The sequence below is a fragment of the Lentzea californiensis genome (assembly GCF_024648825.1).
Classification (GTDB): Bacteria; Actinomycetota; Actinomycetes; order Mycobacteriales; family Pseudonocardiaceae; genus Lentzea; species Lentzea californiensis.
Map to the genome: position 1 here is coordinate 358871 of NZ_JANBBE010000002.1, position 21413 is coordinate 380283.

21 protein-coding genes are annotated in these 21413 nt (G+C 69.5%); 14 read left to right on the forward strand and 7 right to left on the reverse strand.

What is annotated here, in order from left to right:
* The first annotated feature begins 16 nt into the window (after window positions 1-16).
* From lspA to LX88_RS12610, 3 genes are all read left to right on the forward strand, one after another.
* The gene (lspA, locus tag LX88_RS12600; protein ID WP_308203436.1) at window positions 17-763 is read left to right on the forward strand and encodes a signal peptidase II; all 747 of its coding nucleotides are present in this window, start codon (window positions 17-19) and stop codon (window positions 761-763) included.
* Between the two features lie 100 nt (window positions 764-863).
* Window positions 864-1748 carry an RluA family pseudouridine synthase gene (locus tag LX88_RS12605; protein ID WP_090067970.1) on the forward strand — a complete coding sequence of 295 codons (885 nt, stop codon included), beginning with the start codon at window positions 864-866 and terminating at the stop codon, window positions 1746-1748.
* Window positions 1749-1821: 73 nt separating this feature from the next.
* Window positions 1822-2418 (forward strand): NAD(P)-dependent oxidoreductase, encoded by a 597-nt coding sequence (locus LX88_RS12610; RefSeq protein WP_258947953.1) that lies wholly within the window; start codon window positions 1822-1824, stop codon window positions 2416-2418.
* Here the strand turns inward: LX88_RS12610 and LX88_RS12615 are convergent.
* Window positions 2407-3303: a LysR family transcriptional regulator gene (locus LX88_RS12615; protein WP_258947954.1), complete on the reverse strand. Its 897-nt coding sequence runs from the start codon at window positions 3301-3303 to the stop codon at window positions 2407-2409. The genes LX88_RS12610 and LX88_RS12615 overlap by 12 nt on opposite strands.
* Window positions 3304-3326: 23 nt before the next feature.
* On the opposite strand from LX88_RS12615, the gene LX88_RS12620 reads away from it, so the two are divergent.
* Window positions 3327-4091 (forward strand): inositol monophosphatase family protein, encoded by a 765-nt coding sequence (locus LX88_RS12620; RefSeq protein WP_258947955.1) that lies wholly within the window; start codon window positions 3327-3329, stop codon window positions 4089-4091.
* On the opposite strand, the gene LX88_RS12625 is transcribed toward LX88_RS12620, so the two are convergent.
* On the reverse strand, window positions 4088-4927 hold the full coding sequence (locus LX88_RS12625; RefSeq protein ID WP_258947956.1) for an Lrp/AsnC family transcriptional regulator: 840 nt from the start codon (window positions 4925-4927) through the stop codon (window positions 4088-4090). The genes LX88_RS12620 and LX88_RS12625 overlap by 4 nt on opposite strands.
* A 298-nt stretch (window positions 4928-5225) precedes the next feature.
* On the opposite strand from LX88_RS12625, the gene dnaE reads away from it, so the two are divergent.
* The 3 genes from dnaE (at window position 5226) to LX88_RS12640 (ending at window position 11269) form a co-directional block, all read left to right on the forward strand.
* Window positions 5226-8738, forward strand: a complete 3513-nt coding sequence (gene dnaE, locus LX88_RS12630) for a DNA polymerase III subunit alpha (protein WP_372511296.1) — start codon at window positions 5226-5228, stop codon at window positions 8736-8738.
* A gap of 58 nt (window positions 8739-8796) precedes the next feature.
* Window positions 8797-10002: a cytochrome P450 family protein gene (locus tag LX88_RS12635; RefSeq protein WP_258947958.1), complete on the forward strand. Its 1206-nt coding sequence runs from the start codon at window positions 8797-8799 to the stop codon at window positions 10000-10002.
* A 64-nt stretch (window positions 10003-10066) separates the two neighbouring features.
* Window positions 10067-11269, forward strand: a complete 1203-nt coding sequence (locus tag LX88_RS12640; RefSeq protein WP_258948242.1) for an adenosylmethionine--8-amino-7-oxononanoate transaminase — start codon at window positions 10067-10069, stop codon at window positions 11267-11269.
* On the opposite strand, the gene LX88_RS12645 is transcribed toward LX88_RS12640, so the two are convergent.
* Complete coding sequence (locus LX88_RS12645; RefSeq protein WP_258947959.1) at window positions 11242-11484, reverse strand: glutaredoxin family protein; 243 nt, start codon at window positions 11482-11484, stop codon at window positions 11242-11244. The genes LX88_RS12640 and LX88_RS12645 overlap by 28 nt on opposite strands.
* 72 nt (window positions 11485-11556) lie before the next feature.
* Between LX88_RS12645 and bioD the strand changes: the two genes are divergently transcribed.
* From bioD to LX88_RS12665, 4 genes are all read left to right on the forward strand, one after another.
* Window positions 11557-12276: a dethiobiotin synthase gene (bioD, locus tag LX88_RS12650; RefSeq protein WP_258947960.1), complete on the forward strand. Its 720-nt coding sequence runs from the start codon at window positions 11557-11559 to the stop codon at window positions 12274-12276.
* Window positions 12277-12346: 70 nt separating this feature from the next.
* The gene (gene bioB, locus LX88_RS12655; RefSeq protein WP_090067528.1) at window positions 12347-13363 is read left to right on the forward strand and encodes a biotin synthase BioB; all 1017 of its coding nucleotides are present in this window, start codon (window positions 12347-12349) and stop codon (window positions 13361-13363) included.
* Window positions 13363-13560 carry a biotin synthase auxiliary protein BsaP gene (gene bsaP / locus LX88_RS12660; protein ID WP_258947961.1) on the forward strand — a complete coding sequence of 66 codons (198 nt, stop codon included), beginning with the start codon at window positions 13363-13365 and terminating at the stop codon, window positions 13558-13560. Before bioB ends, bsaP begins: the two co-directional genes overlap by 1 nt.
* A 13-nt stretch (window positions 13561-13573) precedes the next feature.
* Window positions 13574-14167 carry a DUF2567 domain-containing protein gene (locus LX88_RS12665; RefSeq protein WP_258947962.1) on the forward strand — a complete coding sequence of 198 codons (594 nt, stop codon included), beginning with the start codon at window positions 13574-13576 and terminating at the stop codon, window positions 14165-14167.
* A 27-nt stretch (window positions 14168-14194) separates the two neighbouring features.
* Here LX88_RS12665 and LX88_RS12670 read toward each other — a convergent pair whose 3' ends face one another.
* The 4 genes from LX88_RS12670 to LX88_RS12685 all read right to left on the reverse strand — a co-directional run bounded on the left by LX88_RS12670 (window position 14195) and on the right by LX88_RS12685 (window position 17834).
* The gene (locus LX88_RS12670; RefSeq protein ID WP_258947963.1) at window positions 14195-14917 is read right to left on the reverse strand and encodes a putative hydro-lyase; all 723 of its coding nucleotides are present in this window, start codon (window positions 14915-14917) and stop codon (window positions 14195-14197) included.
* The gene (locus LX88_RS12675) at window positions 14914-16158 is read right to left on the reverse strand and encodes an MFS transporter (protein WP_258947964.1); all 1245 of its coding nucleotides are present in this window, start codon (window positions 16156-16158) and stop codon (window positions 14914-14916) included. Before LX88_RS12675 ends, LX88_RS12670 begins: the two co-directional genes overlap by 4 nt.
* Before the next feature lie 289 nt (window positions 16159-16447).
* Window positions 16448-17128 (reverse strand): LON peptidase substrate-binding domain-containing protein, encoded by a 681-nt coding sequence (locus LX88_RS12680; protein WP_258947965.1) that lies wholly within the window; start codon window positions 17126-17128, stop codon window positions 16448-16450.
* A 10-nt stretch (window positions 17129-17138) separates the two neighbouring features.
* A complete protein-coding gene (locus LX88_RS12685) occupies window positions 17139-17834 on the reverse strand; it encodes an NUDIX hydrolase (protein WP_258947966.1) in 696 nt (231 codons plus the stop codon).
* 73 nt (window positions 17835-17907) lie between these two features.
* Here LX88_RS12685 and nadA point away from each other — a divergent pair, with 73 nt between their 5' ends.
* Genes nadA through nadC form a run of 3 tightly spaced genes read left to right on the forward strand, consistent with a single transcriptional unit; the run spans window position 17908 to window position 21373 of the window.
* The gene (nadA, locus tag LX88_RS12690; protein ID WP_090067533.1) at window positions 17908-18927 is read left to right on the forward strand and encodes a quinolinate synthase NadA; all 1020 of its coding nucleotides are present in this window, start codon (window positions 17908-17910) and stop codon (window positions 18925-18927) included.
* Entirely contained in the window at window positions 18927-20540 is a 1614-nt protein-coding gene (locus LX88_RS12695) for an L-aspartate oxidase (RefSeq protein WP_258947967.1), read from the forward strand. Before nadA ends, LX88_RS12695 begins: the two co-directional genes overlap by 1 nt.
* Window positions 20537-21373, forward strand: coding sequence for a carboxylating nicotinate-nucleotide diphosphorylase (gene nadC / locus LX88_RS12700; protein WP_258947968.1), 837 nt, complete (start codon window positions 20537-20539; stop codon window positions 21371-21373). Before LX88_RS12695 ends, nadC begins: the two co-directional genes overlap by 4 nt.
* Window positions 21374-21413: the final 40 nt, after the last annotated feature.

Sequence of the window (21413 nt, forward strand, 5' to 3'; positions counted from 1 at the left end):
AGTGGACAATGACGTGGTGAGTGACGAGTCCAAGGCCGAGGAGAAAGCCTCAGGGGAGGTCGCTGACAGGTCGGCGGAAGAGCAGGTCAGCGACCCTGAGACGGTCGCGACGCCCGTGCTGTCGCCGGCCTCTGCGGAAGAGGGGTCTCCCGCGGAGTCCTCCGCGAAGGCGGAGGACGACGACGAGTTCTCCATCTCCGGTTCGATCTCCGGCTCGCTGCCGGAACCGAGGACGAAGATCCTCGGGCTCCTGGCCGGCGGCGTGCTGGCCCTCGACGTGCTCACCAAGGTCGTGTCCGTCGCGTTCCTCGAGGGCGCCGACCCGATCAAGCTGTTCGGCGGCGTGCTCTACCTGACGTTCGTCCGCAACCCCGGCGCCGCGTTCGGCCTGGCGGAGAGCATGACGTGGATCCTCGCGCTGATCGCGTTCGGCGTCGCCGGGTTCATCGTCTGGATCTCGCGCAACCTCCGCTCCCAGGGCTGGGCCGTCGGCCTCGGCCTGGTGCTGGGCGGTGCCGTGGGCAACCTCGCCGACCGCCTCTTCCGCGAGCCGGGCCCGATGCGCGGCCACGTGGTCGACTTCCTGTCGCTGTTCGACCCGTACGGCCAGGTGTGGCCGGTGTTCAACGTCGCGGACATGGCGATCGTCGGAGGCGGCGTGACGATCATCATCCTGGCGCTGCTGCAGCACGACTACGACGGCACCGTCCACAAGCGGGCAGAGCCCCTCGTGGAGCAGGACGGTCTGCAGGAGTCGAAGTAGCTGCTCCTGGTAGTTTCAGCAGGTTCTGCAAGAAGAAGAAGGTCGAGGCCCCCGCGTGAGCGGATACCGAACGCTGCCCATTCCCGACGGTCTGGACGGCATGCGCGTCGACGCCGGTCTCGCGAAGCTGCTCGGCTTGTCCCGCACCGTCGTCGCGTCCATCGCCGACGCCGACGACGTGCTGGTCGACGGCCGGGTCGTCGGCAAGTCCGACCGGCTCACGGCCGGATCGATGCTGGAGATCACGCTGCCGGCACCGCCGCAGCCGATCACCGTCCAGGCGATCCCCGTCGAAGGTCTGAAGATCATCCACGAGGACGACGACATCATCGTCGTCGACAAGCCCGTCGGGGTCGCCGTGCACCCGTCGCCGGGCTGGACCGGGCCGACCGTCGTCGGCGGGCTCCTCGCCGGCGGCCACCGCGTCGCCACGTCCGGAGCCGCCGAGCGCCAGGGCGTCGTGCACCGGCTCGACGTCGGCACGACCGGCGTGATGGTGGTCGCGAAGTCCGAGTCCGCGTACTCGGCTCTGAAGCACGCCTTCAAAGAGCGGACCGTCGACAAGGTCTACCACGCGATCGTGCAGGGCCACCCGGACCCGATCAAGGGCACCATCGACGCCCCGATCGACCGGCACCCCAAGCACGACTACAAGTTCGCCGTGATGCAGGACGGCAAGCCGTCCATCACGCACTACGAGGTCATCGAGGCGTTCCGCGCGGCGTCGTTCGTCGAGGTCCACCTGGAGACCGGGCGCACGCACCAGATCCGTGTGCACTTCTCGGCGCTGCACCACCCGTGCGTGGGCGACCTGACGTACGGGGCCGACCCGACGCTGGCCAAGCGGCTCGGGGTGACGCGGCAGTGGCTGCACGCGCGGCAGCTCGGCTTCCACCACCCGGCGGACGGCCAGTGGGTCTCGTACACGTCCGAGTACCCGGAGGACCTGTTCGTGTCGCTGGAGAAGCTGCGCGAAGAAGGCTGATTGCGTTTGAGTAAATCACCGGTTCACGACGTTGCACTTGATGTTAACCGGTGTGCTCAATAGCGTTCTCGGCATGCACCTGACAATTCTCGCGGCCTCGGGCCGGACCGGTCTCGCCCTCACCCGCCAGGCGTTGGAGCGTGGCCACACCGTCACGGCGATCGCCCGCGACCCCGCCCGGATCACCCTCGACCACCCGAACCTGCACAAGGTCCCCGGCGACGTGGGTGATCCGGCCTCGATCGTCGTCGACCCGGACACCGTCGTCCTGTCGGGTCTGGGCACGGACCGCGCGGGCGTGCTCTCGGACGGCGCCAAGGCGGTGATCGCCGCCGGGCCGCGCCGGATCATCTGGCTCGGCACCTACGGAACGGGCGCGTCGGCCGAGGCGGCGGGAGAGGGTGCCGCCGTGCTGTGGAAGTTCTTCGGCGACCGGATCCCGGACAAGGTCGAGGCCGACAACGCCGTCCTCGCCGCCGGGGGCACGGTCTTCCACGCCGGGGTGCTCACCGACGAACCGGCGGGCCCCGGCCGCACCGTCGGCCTGGACATCGCGCCGCCGTTCGACCTCTCGGCCGAGGTCAGCCGGGAGACCGTCGCCGCCGCGATGCTCGACGAGGCCGAGGAACCGCGCTTCCCCGGCGCCGTCGCGTTGCCGCTAGCGGCTTAGGACTTCGCCGACGACCGTGCGCACCTGGTCGCGCAGCCACGCGTGGGCGAGGTCGGAGTCGTAGCGCTGGTGCCAGTTGCAGTTGATCGGCGCTTCCGGCGACTCGGCCGGCAGCGGGTGGGTGACCAGCCCGAACGCCTCGATCAACGGCCGGCACAGGATCGCCGTGGTGGTGACCAGGGCATCGCTCGCGGCCGCGATCTGCACGGCCGAGTGCACGGTCGCCACGGTCGCGATCACCCTGCGCCGCAACCCTTCCGCGGCCAGCAGGTCATCGATCGGGGCGGTCAGCCGGCCGCGCCGTGAGACCAGCACGTGCGGATAGGCGGCGTACGCGCGCAGGTCCAGTTCGGTGCACGGGTGCCCGGACCGCATGACCACGGCGAGCGGGTCGGTGCCGAGCGTCTCCGAGCGGAACTCGGGGAGTTCGGGCGCGCCACCGCCGAGTTCCAGGTCGACCCGCCCGTGCCGCAGGTCGTCGGTGTCGGCGGAGTGCTCGGCGAGCACCCGCAGCCGCACTCCCGGTGCCTGCTCCGCGATCCGCCCGATCAGCGCGGGCACCACCGACGAGGCGAGGGCGTCGTGGCACTGGACGGTGAACGTGCGCTCCAGTTCGGCCAGGTCCAGCTCACGGCTGGGCGCCAGCACGGCGTTGGCCTGCCGCACCAGCCGGCGCACCTCGTCGGCGATCCCGAGCGCGTACGGCGTGGGCGTCATCGTGTGGCCGGTCCGCACGAGGATGTCGTCGCCGGTGACCTTCCTGATCCGCCCGAGCGTGCGGCTGACCGCGGGTGACGACAGGTGCAGCCGTTCCGCCGCCCCCATCACGCTGCCCTCTTCGAGGAGGGCGTCCAGCACCGTCAGCAGGTTCAGATCCGCTTGCATAACAGCCAATCTTGGAGGAAACCGTGCTCGCAGCCACCACCGCCGCCGTCCGCCGTGCCGGAGAGCGGATGTCGAAGCGCTACTCGACCGAATCCCGCACGTCCTCTCTCGCGGAACTCGTCGGCGCCGTCCAAGCCAACGACGCCGCCGTCGTCGACCTGCTGAGGCCGGAACTGGCCGAGATCCGCCCGCAGGCGCGCTGGCTCGACGACGAACACGGCTCCGGCCCCTTGGGCTCCGGCGAGTGGTGGCTCATCGACCCGGTCGGCGGCAACATGAACGCGGTCCAGGGCATGACCGACTGGAACATCGGCGTGAGCCTGGTCCGCGACGGCCGTCCGGTGCTCGCGGTCGTGCACTTCCCGCTGTTCGACGAGATGTTCACCGCAACGGAGGGCGGCGGGGCGTTCCTGAACGGCGTCCGGCTGAGCGTCGCGGACAAGACCTCGCTGGACGGCGCGCTGGCCGGCACCGGCCAGGCCCAGCCGGGGCAGGGCCCGGAGATGGCCGACCGGGTCGGCGCCTCCTACAGCGCCATGGCGAAGCAGGCCCTCTACGTGCGGATCTCGGTGCCGGTCACGCACCAGCTCGCCCAGGTCGCCGCCGGTCGGATGGACGTGCACTGGCAGCACGACAACGTGCGCGCGCACGCGTCAGGCGTGTTGCTCGTGCAGGAGGCAGGCGGAGTCGTCACCGATCTCGACGGCAAGCCGTGGGAGCTGACCAGCCGTGAGTACCTGGCGGCCGCGCCGGGCGTGCACGCGGCGGCGCTGGAGGTACTGGCTTAGTCCTCGACGGTCCAGACCAGGGTGTTCAGGTCGACCTCGGGGCGCACGCTCCAGCGGACCTGGATCACCTGGGTCTCCTCCGGCAGCACGAACACGCTGTGCCCGCCCGCCGTCTCGCCCGGCCCCACGCCGAGCTTGTGCGCGGGCCGGGAGGACAACGAGACGGGCGCCTTCGTCACCGTCTCACCGGTCTTGGTCACGAGGACCAGGTACATGTCCGGCAGCGAGGTGTAGGGGACCTGCGAGGTGTTCGTCACCTCGGTGTGCACGACCACGGACCGTTCGCCCTCGGCGAGCTTGTAACCGGCCGCCGTGAACAGGAAGTCGGCCGGGTCGACGACCTCGACCAGCTGGATGCTGAGACGGGCGCCTTCGAGGCTGTCCGCCTCCAGCGCCGAGCCGATCTTGCCGGTCCGTGACACGACGGGCTTGGGCTGCGGCTGGTCCGCGCGCACCCAGCCCGCGGTCTGGGGCGGACCCCAGGTGGCCTGCGGCGGCTGCTGCGCGGGGAACGGCTGGCTGACCGGGCCCTGCGGGCCGTAGGGCTGCTGCTGGACCGGGTGGGGGCCGCTCTGGTGCACCGCGTACGGGCCGGACGGCGGACCGCCCGCGTAACTCCCGTAGGCGGCGGCGTTCGCGAGGGCCCTGCGCACGCCGTTCGGGTCGCACTCCACACCGACGAGCAACGGGAGTCCGCTGCCGGAAAGGGTGATCAGGCGCATGGCGGCCTCGCGCGGGTCCATGCCCAGGCGCTGGGCGATCTCGTGCACGGCGGCGCGGCCGGACTCGGCGAGAACGGCGAGCAGGCGGGCGTCTACGGGATCGGGGACCACCAAAAGAACGCTACCCGGAGGTCCTGACCACCGTGTCACCGCGTACCGGATCGAGATCAAGGCAACGTGCGCTGTCGTGCGCATCGTGGCAGCCGAAGAGCGTAGGATGCGGCCCTTTTCGCCTTGGCGGGAGTTCCTGGGGCACTTGGCGGGTCGGCTTCTTGAGCCGGCGCAAGTCGGCTAGTCTCGACGAGCGCCAGGGGCCTTCCATTCCCCTCATTCGCGCTAAAACGCTTGCTATACAAGGGGGTTGCCGGTGGCGGACTCGTTTGTGCATCTGCACGTGCACACCGAGTACTCGATGCTCGACGGTGCGGCCAAGGTGGCGCCGCTGTTCGAGGAGGCCGGGCGGCTCGGCATGACCGCTGTCGGCATGAGCGACCACGGCAACATGTACGGGTCCGACGAGTTCTACCAAACCGCGGTGAAGACCGGCATCAAGCCGATCATCGGCATCGAGGCCTACCTCGCCCCGCACAACCGCCTGCACAAGAAGCCGGTCGCCTGGGGCGATCCCGGTCAGCGCAGCGACGACATCTCCGGTGCCGGCGCGTACACCCACATGACCATGTGGGCGCGCAACGCGGACGGGCTGCGGAACCTCTTCCGGCTGCACACCGAGGCCAGCAAGACGGGCTACTACTACAAGCCCCGCATGGACCGCGAGCTCGTCTCGCAGCACGCCGACGGCATCATCGCGACGACCGGCTGCCCGTCCGGCGAGGTGCAGACCCGCCTGCGGCTCGGCCAGGTCAACGAGGCGTTCCAGGCCGCGTCCGACTACCGCGACATCTTCGGCAAGGAGAACTTCTTCCTCGAGCTGATGGACCACGGCCTGGAGATCGAGCGCCGGGTCCGCGACGGCCTGCTGGAGATCAGCAAGAAGCTCGGCATCCCGCCGCTCGCGACGAACGACAGCCACTACGTCACCAAGGACCAGGCGGACACGCACTCCGCGTTGCTCTGCGTGCAGTCCGGCAAGATGCTGACCGACCCGAACCGGTTCAAGTTCGACGGCGACGGCTACTACCTGAAGTCGTCCGAGGAGATGCGGGAGATCTGGAAGGACCTCCCGGAGGCGTGCGACAACACGCTGCTGGTCGCGTCGATGGTCGAGTCCTACGAGGACATCTGGACCGTCAAGGACCGCATCCCGAACTTCGAGGTCCCCGAGGGCGAGGACCAGGCCTCCTGGTTCCGCAAGGAGATCCGGCGCGGCCTCGAGTGGCGCTTCGCGGGCAAGGAAGTTCCCGAGGAGTACATCAAGCGCTGCGACTTCGAGGCCCAGGTCATCATCGACAAGGGCTTCCCGGCGTACTTCCTGATCGTCGCCGACCTGATCAGCTACGCCCGCAGCGTGGGCATCCGCGTAGGTCCCGGTCGTGGTTCGGCCGCGGGTGCCGCCGTGTCGTGGGCGATGGGCATCACGAACATCGACCCCATCCCGCACGGCCTGCTGTTCGAGCGGTTCCTGAACCCCGAGCGCACCGCCATGCCCGACATCGACATCGACTTCGACGACCGCCGTCGTGGCGAGATGATCCGCTACGCCAGCGAGAAGTACGGCACGGACAGGGTCGCCCAGGTGATCACGTTCGGCACCATCAAGACGAAGGCCGCGTTGAAGGACTCGGCGCGCGTGCACCACGGTCAGCCGGGCTTCGCGATCGCCGACAAGATCTCGAAGGCGCTGCCGCCGCCGATCATGGCGAAGGACATCCCGCTCAACGGCATCGTCAACAAGAGCCACCCGCGCTACGGCGAGGCCGCCGAGGTCCGGTCGCTGCTGGAGACCGACTCGCAGGTGAAGGAGATCTTCGACACCGCGCTCGGTCTCGAGGGCCTGATCCGCAACGCAGGCGTGCACGCCTGCGCGGTGATCATGTCGAAGGACCCGCTCACGGAGTCCATCCCGCTCTGGTACCGCGACGACGGCTCGTTCATCACCGGCTGGGACTACCCGTCGTGCGAGAACATCGGCCTGCTGAAGATGGACTTCCTCGGGCTGCGCAACCTCACGGTGATGGGCGACGCGATCGAGAACATCGAGGCCAACCGCGGCAAGGACGCGGTCCCGGACTTCGACAAGCTCACGCTCGACGACCCGGAGACGTACGCGCTGCTCGGCCGCGGTGACACGCTCGGCGTGTTCCAGCTGGACGGCGGGCCGATGCGCGACCTGCTGCGCCGCATGCAGCCGACGACGTTCGAGGACATCGTCGCGGTCGGCGCGCTGTACCGCCCGGGTCCGATGGGTGTGAACGCGCACAACGACTACGCGGACCGCAAGAACGGCCGTCAGGAAGTCAAGCCGATCCACCCGCAGCTCGAGGAACCGCTCAAGGTGATCCTCGGCGAGACGCACGGTCTGATCGTCTACCAAGAGCAGATCATGTTCATCGCCCAGGAGGTCGCGGGCTACTCCATGGGTCGCGCGGACGTGCTCCGCAAGGCCATGGGCAAGAAGAAGGCCGAGGTCCTGGCCAAGGAGTTCGAGGGCTTCCGCGAGGGCATGCGCAACGACCCGCGCGGCTTCTCCGACGAGGCGATCCAGGCGCTGTGGGACACGATCCTCCCGTTCGCCGGCTACGCGTTCAACAAGTCGCACGCGGCCGCGTACGGCCTGATCTCGTACTGGACGGCGTACCTCAAGGCGAACTTCCGCGCCGAGTACATGGCCGCCCTGCTCACGTCGGTCGGTGACAACAAGGACAAGTCGGCGGTCTACCTCGCCGAGTGCCGCCGCCTGGGCATCAAGGTCCTCCCGCCGGACGTCAACGAGTCGGCGCTGCGCTTCGGTGCGGTCGGCACGGACATCCGCTTCGGCCTGGGCGCGATCCGCAACGTCGGCGCGAACGTCGTCGAGTCGATCATCAAGAGCCGCAAGGAGAAGGGCAACTACACGTCCTTCACGGACTTCATGGACAAGTCCGAGCTCGTCGCCTGCAACAAACGCGTGATCGAGTCGCTGATCAAGGCCGGCGCGTTCGACGCGTTCGGCCACCCCAGGCTCTCGCTGATCCAGGTGCACGAGGACGCGGTCGACGCCGTCGTCCCGATCAAGCGCAAGGAGGCGGAGGGCCAGTTCGACCTGTTCGGCGGCGACAGCGCCGACGACCAGGACGACAGCACCTCTCCTTTGGCGCACCTCAAGTTCGGCACGGACGAGTACCCGCGCAAGCAGATGCTCAGCCTGGAGAAGGAGATGCTGGGGCTGTACGTGTCCTCGCACCCCCTCGACGGCGCCGAGCGGATCCTGCGCAAGTACGCGCCGCGGCCGATCGCCGTCGTGCTCGACGACCCGCCCAAGGAGGGCGAGCTGATCGTCTCGGGCATGATCTCGTCGATCGAGCGCCGGGTGAACAAGAACGGCCTGCCGTGGGCGATCACGGTCATCGAGGACCTGGACGCGTCCATCGAGGTCCTGTTCTTCCCGAAGTCCTACGAGGTGCTGCGCGACGACCTGGAGCTCGACTCCGCCGTGTGCGTGAAGGGCCGGGTGAACTGGCGCGAGGACAAGATGGCGATCTTCGGTGACGGTGTCGTCCCGCTCGACATCAGCGACGCGGAGGCGAACCCCGGGGCGGATCCGCCTCTCGTCCTCGGGCTGCAGACCAAGACGCTGACGCCCGAGCTGATCGAGGAACTGAAGAGCGTCTTCAAGTCGCACGAGGGCCAGGTCGCCGTGCACCTGGAGGTGCAGAAGCGCGACAAGTCGAAGGAGATGATGGTGGTGGGCAACTTCCGGGTCAGCACCACGCCGTCGCTCTTCGGTGACCTCAAGACGATCCGCGGCATCACGATCCACCGCTAGAGGACGGCCGCCGGAGAAACAGTGGCGAGGGTTGAGTGAACGGGGTTAACTGGGTGAGGTGACGACACTCACCCGGTTGCCCGCCGACTACATCCAGAACCCGCACGAGGTGCATGACCTGTTACGTGCCGAAGGGCCGGCGCGGGAAGTGATCCTGCCGCACGGCCTCAAGGCCTGGCTCGTCACTCGGTACGACGAGGCGAAGATCGCTCTCACCGACCCGAGGGTCAGCAAGAACGTCCAGACCGGCGGCCACCTGATGGTCAAGCACGCCACCCAGACGCACGTGCGCCGCGAGATCGAGCCCACGCTCTCCGTCCACATGCTCAACATGGACCCGCCGGACCACACCCGGCTGCGCAAGCTCGTGACCAAGGCGTTCACCGCCCGCCGCATCGAGCTGATGCGCCCGCGCGTGCAGGAGATCGCGGCCGAGCTGATCGCGAAGCTCAACGACGGCGACGAGGTCGACCTGCTGGAGGCGTTCGCGTTCCCGCTGCCCATCACGGTGATCTGTGAGCTGCTCGGGATCCCGATCGACAACCGCGACGACTTCCGCGAGTGGTCGAACCAGCTGCTGACCTTCGGCACGCCCGAGCAGGTCAAGGCCGCCGCGGGCGCGATGGCCGGCTTCCTGTTCCAGCACGTCACGGCCATCGCCGAGGCCGAGCCGAACGACACGTTCTTCTCCGCCCTCGTGCACGCCGACGACTCCGGTGACCGGCTGAACACCGAAGAGCTGATCTCGATGGCCTTCCTGCTGCTCGTGGCGGGCCACGAGACGACGGTGAACCTCATCGGCAACGCGGTGCTGTCGTTGCTGAAGAACCCGGACCAGCTGCAGGTCCTCAAGGACCGCCCGGAGCTGATCCCGGCGAGCACCGAGGAGTTCCTGCGGCTGGAAGGGCCCGTCAACGTCGCGACCTTCCGCTACACCTTGGAACCCCTCGACCTCGGCGGCGTCACCGTTCCCGCCGACGAGATCCTCATGGTGTCGCTGATCGCCGCGAACCGGGACCCGCAGCGCTACGAGAACGCCGACCAGCTCGACGTGACGCGGTCCGCGCAGGGCCACGTGGCGTTCGGCCACGGCATCCACTTCTGCCTCGGCGCGCCGCTGGCCCGGCTGGAGTTCGACGTGGCGCTCACGCAGTTGCTGGCCCGGTTCCCGAACCTGGCGCTCGCCGCCGAACCGGAGACGCTGGGGTGGCGGGACAGCACGCTGATCCGCGGCCTGCACACCCTGCCGGTGCGCCTCGCCTAATGTGCTTCGGGTGGACGACCTGCTGAAGCTCGACCAGGCGCACGTCTGGCACCCGTACGGCCCGATGCCGGGCACCCAGGAGCCGTTGCTCGTCTCCGGGGCCTCGGGTGTCCGGCTCAAGCTCGCGGACGGCCGTGAGCTCGTCGACGGCATGTCGTCGTGGTGGGCGGCCATTCACGGCTACCGCCACCCGGTGCTGGACGCGGCCGTCACCGACCAGATCGGCCGGATGAGCCACGTGATGTTCGGCGGGCTCACGCACGAGCCCGCCATCAGGCTCGCCGCGAAGCTGGTCGAGATCACCCCCGAACCGTTGCAGCACGTGTTCCTCTGCGACTCCGGCTCGGTGTCGGTCGAGGTCGCGGTGAAGATGTGCCTGCAGTACTGGCGTTCGCAGAACCGGCCGGAGAAGCACCGGCTGATGACGTGGCGCGGCGGCTACCACGGTGACACGTTCAACCCGATGTCCGTCTGCGACCCCGACGGCGGGATGCACTCGCTGTGGCGCGGAATCCTGCCGCAGCAGGTGTTCGCGGACGCGCCGCCGGCCGAGATGGACACCGCGTACGTCCAGCACCTCGCCGACCTGATCGAGGAACACGCGGACGAACTCGCCGCGATCATCGTCGAGCCGGTCGTGCAGGGCGCCGGGGGCATGCGCTTCCACGACCCGCGCTACCTGCACGTGTTGCGCGAGCTGGCTTATACGCACGACGTGCTGCTGGTGTTCGACGAGATCGCCACGGGCTTCGGCCGCACGGGCGAGCTGTTCGGTGCCGATCACGCGAACGTCAGCCCGGACGTGATGTGCCTGGGCAAGTCGCTGACCGGCGGGTACCTGACGATGGCCGCCACCCTGTGCACGTCACGGGTGGCGGACGGGATCAGCAAGGGCGAGGTGCCGGTGCTCGCGCACGGGCCGACGTTCATGGGCAACCCGCTGGCGGCGGCGGTGTCGCTGGCGTCGATCGACCTGCTGCTGTCGCAGGACTGGAAGCGCGAGGTCGCCCGGATCTCGGCCGGTCTGATAGCGGGACTCGCGCCCGCACGCGCGTTGCCCGGCGTTCGGGACGTGCGCGTGCTGGGCGCTATCGGCGTGGTGCAGCTCCATGAGCCCGTGGACATGGCCCGTGCCACCAAGGCGGCGGTCGACGCAGGGGTGTGGCTGCGGCCGTTCCGCGACCTGATCTACACGATGCCGCCGTTCATCAGCACGGACGACGACATCGCGGCGATCTGTCAGGGCGTGATCGCGGCGGCGAGCTGAGTGTCGGTCGGCTCGACCAGGAACTCGCCGTTCGGCAGCACGACGACGGGGATGTTCTTGCGGCCCGCGATCTCGATCGCCCTGTCCCGCGCCTCGTCGTCGTTCTCGACGTCGACGTAGGTGAACGGAACGTTGCTGCGGGTCAGCCACGACTTGGCGCGGCGGCAGTCGCCACACCACTCGGCGCCGTACATCACGATCGGTTGCTCGGTCATGGCCTCACCGTAGGTGACGCAACCGAGCCGCTCGACCTCCGGAGGACCATCGATCCAATAAGGTGAGCACCTGTGAGCGTGCTGGTGATCACCGGAACCGGGACCGAGGTCGGCAAGACCGCCGTGACCGCGGGCATCGCGGCGCTGGCCAGGGCAGAAGGCAGACGGGTCGCGGTGCTCAAGCCCGCGCAGACCGGCCTGCTGCCCGGCGAGCCGGGCGACGTCGCGGAGGTGGCGCGGCTGGCGGGCGACGTGACGACCCGTGAGCTGGCCAGATACCCCGACCCACTGGCCCCGGCGACCGCGGCGAGACGCGCGGGCATGGCCACCGTGCACCCCAAGGACGTGGCCGCCGAGGTGACCGCGCTCGACGAGACCCACGACCTGGTGCTGGTCGAGGGCGCGGGCGGGCTGCTGGTGCGGTTCGACGAGGCCGGCTCGACGCTGGCCGACATCGCGTGGGCGGTGAACGCGCCGGTCCTGATCGTGGCTCAGGCCGGGCTCGGCACGTTGAACACGACCGCGCTGACGGCCGAGGCGTTGCAGCGGCGTGGGCTCGAGTCGATCGGTGTCGTGGTGGGCAGCTGGCCGCTGCACCCCGACCTCGCCTCGCTCACGAACCTGGCCGACCTGCCGGAGGCCGCGGGCGCACCGCTGCTCGGCGCGCTGCCGCAGGGTGTGACGAAGCTCGGTCCCGTGGACTTCCTCGCCGTCGCCAGGAGATCGTTTTCACCGTGGTTCGGCGGGGAGTTCGACCCGGAGACGTTCGCGGCTCAATTCGCGGTCCAGTGACCTACATCGCTGCACGAGGAAGGATTCAGTGAGGCACACTGGCTCGCCAGGCCACAGAGGAGGAGAGATCGTGACCGCAGCACCGGAACAGATCGACGTGCTCGACGAGGCTCGTGAGCAGGTGCTCGAACGAGGCGTCGGGCTCACCGAGGCTCAGGTGCTGAAGGTGCTGGAGCTCCCCGAGGACCGGATCCCCGAGCTGCTCGCGCTGGCGCACGAGGTTCGTGAACGCTGGTGCGGCCCGGAGGTCGAGGTCGAGGGCATCGTGTCGCTCAAGACCGGCGGCTGCCCCGAGGACTGCCACTTCTGCTCGCAGTCGGGCCAGTTCCCCTCGCCCGTGCGCTCGGCGTGGCTGGACATCCCCGGCCTGGTCCGCGCGGCGCGGCAGACCCGCGACACCGGCGCGACCGAGTTCTGCATCGTCGCGGCCGTGCGAGGCCCGGACAAGCGACTGCTCTCGCAGGTGCGCGACGGCATCAAGGCCATCCGCGCGGACGGCAACGACATCCAGATCGCCTGCTCGCTCGGCATGCTCACCCAGGAGCAGGTCGACGAGCTCGTGGCGATGGGCGTGCACCGCTACAACCACAACCTCGAGACCGCCCGCTCGCACTTCCCCGAGGTCGTGACCACGCACTCCTGGGAGGAGCGCTGGGACACGCTGCGGATGATCCGCGACGCCGGCATGGAGGTCTGCTGCGGCGGCATCATCGGCATGGGGGAGACGCTGGCGCAGCGCGCGGAGTTCGCCGTGCAGCTCGCCGAGCTGGAGCCGGACGAGGTCCCGCTGAACTTCCTCATCCCGAACCCCGGCACGCCGTACGAGAACTACCCGGTCGTCGAGGGCGCCGAGGCGCTGCGCACGGTCGGCGCGTTCCGGCTGGCGCTGCCGCGCACGATCCTGCGGTTCGCCGGCGGCCGTGAGCTGACGTTCGGCGACCTGGGTGCGAAGCAGGGCATGCTCGGCGGCATCAACGCGATCATCGTCGGCAACTACCTGACGAACCTCGGCCGTCCCGCGCAGCAGGACCTCGACATGCTCGAAGAGCTGTCGATGCCGATCAAGGCGCTGAGCCAGACCCTGTGATGACGACGGCTGTGTATTGCGCTTTCTGCGGCAAGGAAGAGGCTGACGGCGACCACGCGTTCTGCCGTCAGCGCCTCTCCATGATCGACCCGCCGCGCTACTGCCCTGAGTGCGCGCGCCGCATGGTCGTCCAGGTGACCCCGGACGGCTGGACGGCGCGCTGCAGCCGCCACGGAGAGACCGCGTCGGCTCGGTAGTAACCTCTCGCGAATGGACGAAAAAGCAGCGCCGGTGCGCATCGAACCCGTGCCGGAGCCGCCGTACGTCTACCACTACTACCCGCGGCCGCGGCCGAAGGTGGTGGTGAAGCGGGATCTGCTGCCGGGCCTCGTGGTGGCGCTGACGACGTTCGCGTTCGGGCTGCCGGCCGCGTACCTCTGGTCGTGGCTGGCACCGGCCCAGCTCAAGATCGTCTCGGCGCAGGACAGCAAGTTCTACCCGATCGGGGTGGAGAGCTACCACCGGCTCGACGCGCTGATGGTGTTCGTGCTGATCGGTCTCGGCGCCGGCGTGGTCACCGGGATCTCGACGTGGCTGCTGCGGCAGCGGCGCGGACCGGTCGTGATGCTGGGGATGACCGCCGGCTCGTTCGCGGCGGGCTGGATGGCGCAGTGGATGGGCGGCAAGCTGGCCCTGGCCGCCTACCCGATGCCGGCGTCGATCAAGCCGAACGACACGTTGCTCGTCGCGCCCGCTCTGGAGACGTGGTGGGGAATTCTGGCGTGGCCGCTGGGCGCCGCGCTGGCGTACGGCTGCTGCACGGCGTGGAACGGCTTGGACGACCTGGGGCGGCGCCTCGGCTGAGAGCTCGAGGCGCCGTTCTCCAGCGGCCTATCCGACTCGGTAGGCGAAGTCGGGCATGTCCGTCACGAACATCTGACCGGGCGCGTGCGTGATCGCGAACGGCGGCCTGGACTTCATCAGCACAGCCTGAGGAGTCACCCCGCAGGCCCAGAACACCGGCACGTCACCGGGTTCGTGCTCGACCGCGTCCCCGAAGTCCGGCGTGCCGATGTCCTCGATCCCGAGCATCCTCGGGTCGCCCGCACCGACCGGTGCGCCGTGCACCGACGGCATGAGCGCCGTGACCTTGTGCGCCATGTCCACAAGGGACTCCGGGATCCAGCGCATCGACACGACCATCGGGCCGTGCAGCCTTCCCGCGGGCCGGCACTGGATGTCCGTGACGAACATGGAGACGTTCCTGCCCTGCTCGACGTGCCGCAGCGGTACTCCCGCGTTGGTGAGCGCCGTCTCGAACGTGAAGCTGCAGCCGATCAGGAACGTCACCAGGTCGTCGCGCCAGTGGTCCGTGGCGTTCTCGGGCTCCGCCACCAGTTCGCCGTTCTCCCAGATGCGGTACCGCGGCGCGTGGGTGCGCACGTCCGCGTCCTGCTTGAGGGCGCTGACGGTCTCGCCCGCGTCCAGCACGTCGAGCACCGGGCACGGCTTGGGGTTGCGGTGGGTGAAGAGCAGGAAGTCGTACGCCCAGTCCCTGGGGACGGCGATCAGGTTGGCCTGCGCCTGTCCCGGTGCTCGTCCCGCGGTCGTCATTCGAGCTCCTTGTTGACCGTCTCCGGCAGCCAGATGAGCGCGACGACGGCGATCCCGTACGCGGCCGCCCCGAACAGCATCGCACCGCCGATGCCGAGCCGGTCGGCCATGAACCCCACCACGCCGGGGAACACCGCGCCGAACGCGCGCCCGAAGTTGTAGGTGAAGCCCTGGCCGGTGCCGCGCAGGTGCGTCGGGTAGAGCTCGCTGAGGTAGCTGCCGAACCCGCTGAAGATCGCGCTCATGCAGAACCCGAGCGGGAAGCCGAGGAACATGACCAACGTGTTGGCGCCGTTGGGGATCTGCGTGTAGGCGACGATCAGCAACGCGCTGGCGACCGCGAACAGCACGAAGGTCTTCTTGCGCCCCAGGTAGTCCGTGAGGTAGCCGCCGCACACGTACCCGATCCAGGCGCCGACGATGAGGAACGCGAGGTACCCGCCCGTGCCGATGACCGTGAGGCCGCGCCCCGTCTGCAGGAACGCGGGCAGCCACAACGCGAGCGTGTAGTACCCGCCCTGCACACCGGTCGCGAGCAACGCGGCGAACACCGTGGTCTTGAGGATCGGCCCCTGGAAGATCTTCGGGAACGTGCCGCGTTCCTTGAGCTGCGCCTTGGCTTCCGGCGCGTCCTCGACGTTGCGGCGCACGTAGAAGATGAGGACCGCGGGCAGTGCACCCGTCCAGAACATGATGCGCCAGGAGATGGCCGGGTCCGCGAACGAGACGACCAGCGTGTTGACGAGGACCGCCAGCCCCCAGCCGACCGCCCACGCGCTCTGGATGAACGCCACGGTCCGCCCGCGGTACTTCGGCTTGCAGTACTCGGCCACGAGGATCGCCCCGGCCGCCCACTCGCCACCGAAACCGAGGCCCTGCAGCGCGCGGAAGACCAGCAGGGTCTCGTAGTTCGTCGCGAATCCGCACAGCACCGTGAAGAACGCGTACGCCGCCACGGTGATGACCAGCGTCCTGGACCGGCCGAACCGGTCGGCCATGATCCCCGCCACCGCGCCGCCGATGGCGCTCATCAGCAGCGTGCTGGTGCCCAGCAGGCCGGCCTCCGCCTTGGTGAGGCCGAAGTAGCCGGTGATCGCGACCAGGCTCAGGGGCAGGACCCAGTAGTCGTACGAGTCCAGTCCGTAGCCGCCGAAGGCGCCGACGAACGCGCGCCTGCCCTTCTGGCCGAGACTGCGGAACCAGGCGAAACGGCCTGTTTCCTCGGTCGTGGACGTGCTCATGGGACACCTCGCAGCGTGGTGGAGGAGTGGTGGGGTGTGATGTGGGACTCAGAGTAAGGATTGTTCAACAATCCCACAAGGCCACAATTCAACGATCCGGCGATCGGCACTTCCGGATGGGCTTGATGGCGTCGGCGGATGCGGCTCAACGGTCCGCGCGTGCGTCGCCTCAACGCACACAGGGACCTTCCGTACTCACGAGCAGTACGAAAGGTCCCCGTATGCGATCGGGCTACAAGTGTGAGGCGACTCGTCCAGCAGCGTCAGCGGCGCGCCGCGAGCGGTCTGGCTAGTTGGGGCTGGGCACGTGTCCGAACTCGGTCAACGGCACCGGAACGGCCTTCAACGCGCTCAGGATCCCGGTCTCCCGGTGCAGCATCCGCCGCACCAGCCGCAACCGCCGAGCCGGCGACCTCTCCTCCAGCAACCGCTGCCGATCCTCCACGGGCAGCAGGCAGTCAGCGGCCAGCAGGTACGACAGGGCTCCCAGCGAGACGTCCTCCCCTGGCGCCGACCAGTCCTCGCGATGCCAGGCGGCGCCGCAGTACCGCTCGTGGGCGGCACGGGCTCCGCGCTCCAGGATCGGCACGACCTCCTGGGCGGCCTCGGGTACGGGAGCGTCGTCCAGGTAGTCGACATGGGCCAGCAGGTACGGCGCCGTCGTCGTGTCGACGTCCAGCAACCGGAACCGCCGCACCCCGCGCGTCACGATGTCGAAGCGGCCCTCGGGCAGCGGCCGGGCGTCCAGCAGGTCCGCCGAGCAGCCGATGTCCTGCAACGAGTGGACGTTGTCGGCTCCGACCTCCCAGCCCTGCTTGATGCACACGATGCCGAACGTCCTGCCGAACAGCGAGCCGGTCATCAGGTCGACGACGAGCTGCCGGTAGCGGGGTTCGAAGATGTGCAACGGCAAAGACGCCCCTGGCAGCAGCACTGTGCCCAGGGGGAACAACGGAAGCGTCTCTGCCACGCGCCCAACGTTACGTGGTGCCACTCCCGCCCGCCGGACGGCCGGATCCTGGCGGCCTCAGCACGGCGAACGGATCGGTCACCTTGATTCCCTTGGCGCTGAACCGGAACAACGCCGCCGGGCGGCCGCCGGACGGGCCGGGGGGAGCGGTACCACCCGTGGGCTCCAGCAACAACCGGCGCGACAGCACGCGCTGCAGGTTCGTCGCGGACACGCGGTAGCCCAGTGCCGCGGAGTAGTGGTCGCGCAGCAGCGAGATCGTGAACTCCGGTGGTGCCAGTGCGAAACCGACGTTCGTGTACGACAGCTTCGAGCCGAGCCTGTGCCGCGCTCGATCCACGATCGAGGCGTGGTCGAAGGCCATCGCGGGCAGCTTCTCCACGCAGTGCCACTCGGTGTCCGCCGGCCGTTCGGGATCGACGTCCGAAGGCACCAGTCCGAGGAACGCCGTCGCCACGACGCGGGGACCGGGAACGCGGTCCGGCGCGCTGAACACGGCGAGCTGTTCGACGTGTGACAACTGTCGCACGTCGACTTTTTCTGCCAGCTGACGGCGGATGGAGGACTCGACGTCCTCGTCCACCCGCAGCTCCCCACCCGGCAACGACCAGCGGTGAGCGTGCGGTTCCCGAGCGCGCTCCCACAGCATGACCTGGAGTGACGCACCTCTCACCCGCAACACAGCGGCCAGAACTTCGTGCCCCACACCTGCCACCTGGCTGATACTATCGGCCACGTTTTCGACCAGTAGGCGAAAACCCCGGATCGAGGAGGCAGTGATGGTCGCTACCGCAACCGTGGAGCGAACCGCGTCGGGTGTGTACGGCGGAGTCGAGCCGAACGCCGCGTGGCGAGACGAGGTGCTGCGTCTCGCGAAGGAACGCGACGCCGTCATCCTGGCGCACAACTACCAGCTGCCCGAGATCCAGGACATCGCCCACCACACCGGCGACTCCCTCGCGCTGAGCCGGATCGCCGCGCAGTCCGACGCGCAGACCATCATCTTCTGCGGCGTGCACTTCATGGCCGAGACCGCGAAGATCCTCGCCCCGCAGAAGACCGTGCTGATCCCGGACGAGCGCGCGGGCTGCTCGCTCGCCGACTCGATCACGGGCGCGCAGCTGCGCGAGTGGAAGGCCGAGCACCCCGGCGCGGTCGTCGTGTCGTACGTGAACACCACGGCCGAGGTGAAGGCCGAGACGGACATCTGCTGCACGTCCTCGAACGCCGTCGACGTCGTCAGGTCCATCCCGGCGGACCGCGAGGTGTTGTTCTGCCCGGACCAGTTCCTGGGCGCGCACGTCAAGCGCGAGACCGGTCGCGAGAACATGCACATCTGGGCGGGCGAGTGCCACGTCCACGCGGGCATCAACGGCCCCGAGCTGGCCGAGCGCGCCGCCGCGAACCCGGAAGCTGACCTCTTCATCCACCCGGAGTGCGGCTGCGCGACGAGCGCGCTGTACCTGAGCGGCGAGGGCATCGTCCCGGCGGAGAAGGTCAAGATCCTCTCGACCGGCGACATGATCACCGCGGCCCGGTCGACCAAGGCGACCAAGGTGCTCGTCGCGACTGAGATCGGCATGCTGCACCAGCTGCGCAAGGCCGCTCCGGAGATCGACTTCCGCGCCGTGAACGACCGCGCGTCCTGCACCTACATGAAGATGATCACGCCGGCCGCGCTGCTGCGCTGCGTGCGTGACGGCCTGGACGAGGTGCACGTCGACCTGGAGACCGCCGAGCGCGCCCAGGGTGCCGTGCAGCGCATGATCGAGATCGGCAAGCCCGGCGGCGGTGAGTGATGGCCGCGCGCTGGGAGGCGCGAGCCGACCTGATCGTGGTCGGCACGGGCGTGGCGGGTCTGACCGCCGCGCTGCGGGCTCGTGAGCTGGGACTGCGCGTCCTGGTCGTCACGAAGGCCGCGGGGGACGACGGCAACACCCGGTGGGCCCAGGGCGGCGTCGCCGTCGTCATGGAGGACCAGCACGACGTCGGCGACTCGGTCGCGCGGCACATCGACGACACGCTGACGGCGGGGGCGGGCCTCTGCGAGGACGCGGCCGTCGCGGCGATCATCACCGACGGTCCCGCGGCCGTCGCCCGGCTGCGCGAGCGCGGTGCCGTGTTCGACGCGAAGCCGGACGGCCTGCTCGAACGCACCCGTGAAGGCGGCCACAGCGCGTTCCGCGTCGTGCACGCCGGTGGCGACGCGACCGGCGCCGAGGTCGAGCGCGCCCTGCTCAAGGCCACTGTGGACGGAACGGTTCCCCTGCTGGAGAACCACGTCGCGGTCGACGCGGTGAAGACGCCGCTCGGTGCCGTGGCCGGACTCCTGGTCCTGGACGGCAACGGCGTGCCCGGTGTGCTCACCGCGCCCGCCGTGCTGCTGGCGACCGGTGGCCTCGGCCAGATGTACCAGGCGACCTCGAACCCCGCGGTGGCGACGGGTGACGGGCTGGCGCTGGCGCTCAGGGCCGGCGCGCTGGCCGCGGACGTCGAGTTCATCCAGTTCCACCCGACCGTCCTCTACACGGGCCGCGGCGCCCGTGGCCGGTGCCCGCTCGTCACGGAGGCCGTGCGCGGCGAAGGTGCCGTGCTGATCGACGCGACCGGTGCCCGCGTGATGAAGGGCGTGCACCCGCTCGAGGACCTGGCTCCGCGCGACGTCGTGGCGGCCGCGATCACCCGGCACATGGCGGCGGGGCCCGGCGGCGTCGACGACCACGTCTTCCTGGACGCGACGGCGCTGCACGACATGGCGACCCGCTTCCCGACCGTGTTCTCGGCCTGCGCCTCGGTGGGCATCGACCCGGCCGTGGACCCGATCCCGGTGGCCCCGGCGGCGCACTTCGCCTGCGGCGGAGTGGTTTCCACCGTCGACGGCCGCACCGGCGTGACGGGCCTCTACGCGGTCGGCGAGGTCGCCCGCACCGGTCTGCACGGCGCGAACCGCCTGGCCTCCAACAGCTTGCTCGAAGGCCTGGTCTGCGGCACGCGTGCCGCCGAGACCGTCGCCGCCGACCTCGCCATCGGCCTGATCGCGCCCGCGCGGTCGATCGAGCCGTCGCTGCCCACGGCGCCCGTCGCGGACCGCGACCTGTTGCAGCGCGTGATGTCCCGCTACGCCGCGATCGGCCGCGACGCCGAAGGCCTGGCCGTCGTCGGCTCGGTGCTCGACGTGTCCACTGTGGACAAGCAGCTGGAGTCCCGCGAACTGGTCGAGGACGCGGCGCTGACCACGGCCGCCCGCGCCCTGATCGCGGCGGCGCAGCAACGCACCGAGTCACGCGGCTGCCACGTCCGCACGGACTTCACCGAGCGTTCCGACGCGTGGCGGCGCAGCCAGCTCGTCCGGCTCACCCCGACCGGTCAGCCCGTGCTGGCCGATCCCGTTCTCGCAGAGGGGGTCGCATGACCATCGACTGGGACGACGCGAACCGGGTCATCCAGCTCGCGCTGGAAGAAGACCTCCGCTACGGCCTCGACGCCACGACGCTCGCGACCGTGCCGGAGAAGGCCGTCGCCACCGCCGAGATCACCCCTCGCGCGGCGGGCGTGCTGTGCGGCGTTTCCGTCGCCCGCACGGCTTTCCAGCGCTACCTGCCCGAGGTCGAGGTGCTCTCCGAGGCCTCCGACGGCGACAAGGCCGTGCCCGGCGAGCCGGCCCTGGTGCTCACGGGCCCGACCCGCGGCCTGCTCACCGTCGAGCGCACGGCGCTGAACCTGATCTGCCACCTGTCGGGCATCGCCACGCAGACCGCCCGCTGGGTGAGCGCGATCGAGGGCACCGGCGCGGCCGTCCGCGACTCGCGCAAGACGTTGCCGGGCCTGCGTTTGCTGCAGAAGTACGCGGTGCGGGCCGGCGGTGGCGTGAACCACCGCATGGGCCTCGGTGACGCGATCCTCATCAAGGACAACCACGTCGCCGCGGCGGGTTCGGTCGGCGCCGCGATCCGCGCGGCCCGTGCGCACGCGCCCGAGCTGCTGATGGAGGTCGAGGTAGACAGCCTCGACCAGCTCGACGAGGCGCTGGCCGAAGGCGCGGAACTGGTGCTGCTGGACAACTTCACGCCCGAGCAGTGCGCTCAGGCCGTGCGGCGGCGTCCGGACGGCGTGAAGCTGGAGGCGTCCGGCGGGCTCACGCTCGACGTGGCCCGCCAGTACGCCGAGACCGGCGTGGACTACCTCGCGGTCGGCGGCCTCACGCACTCCAGCCCGTCACTCGACCTCGGACTGGATCTTCGCTAGGGCGTGTCCCGTGAGTCCGTTCGATGAGAGTCACGGCCGC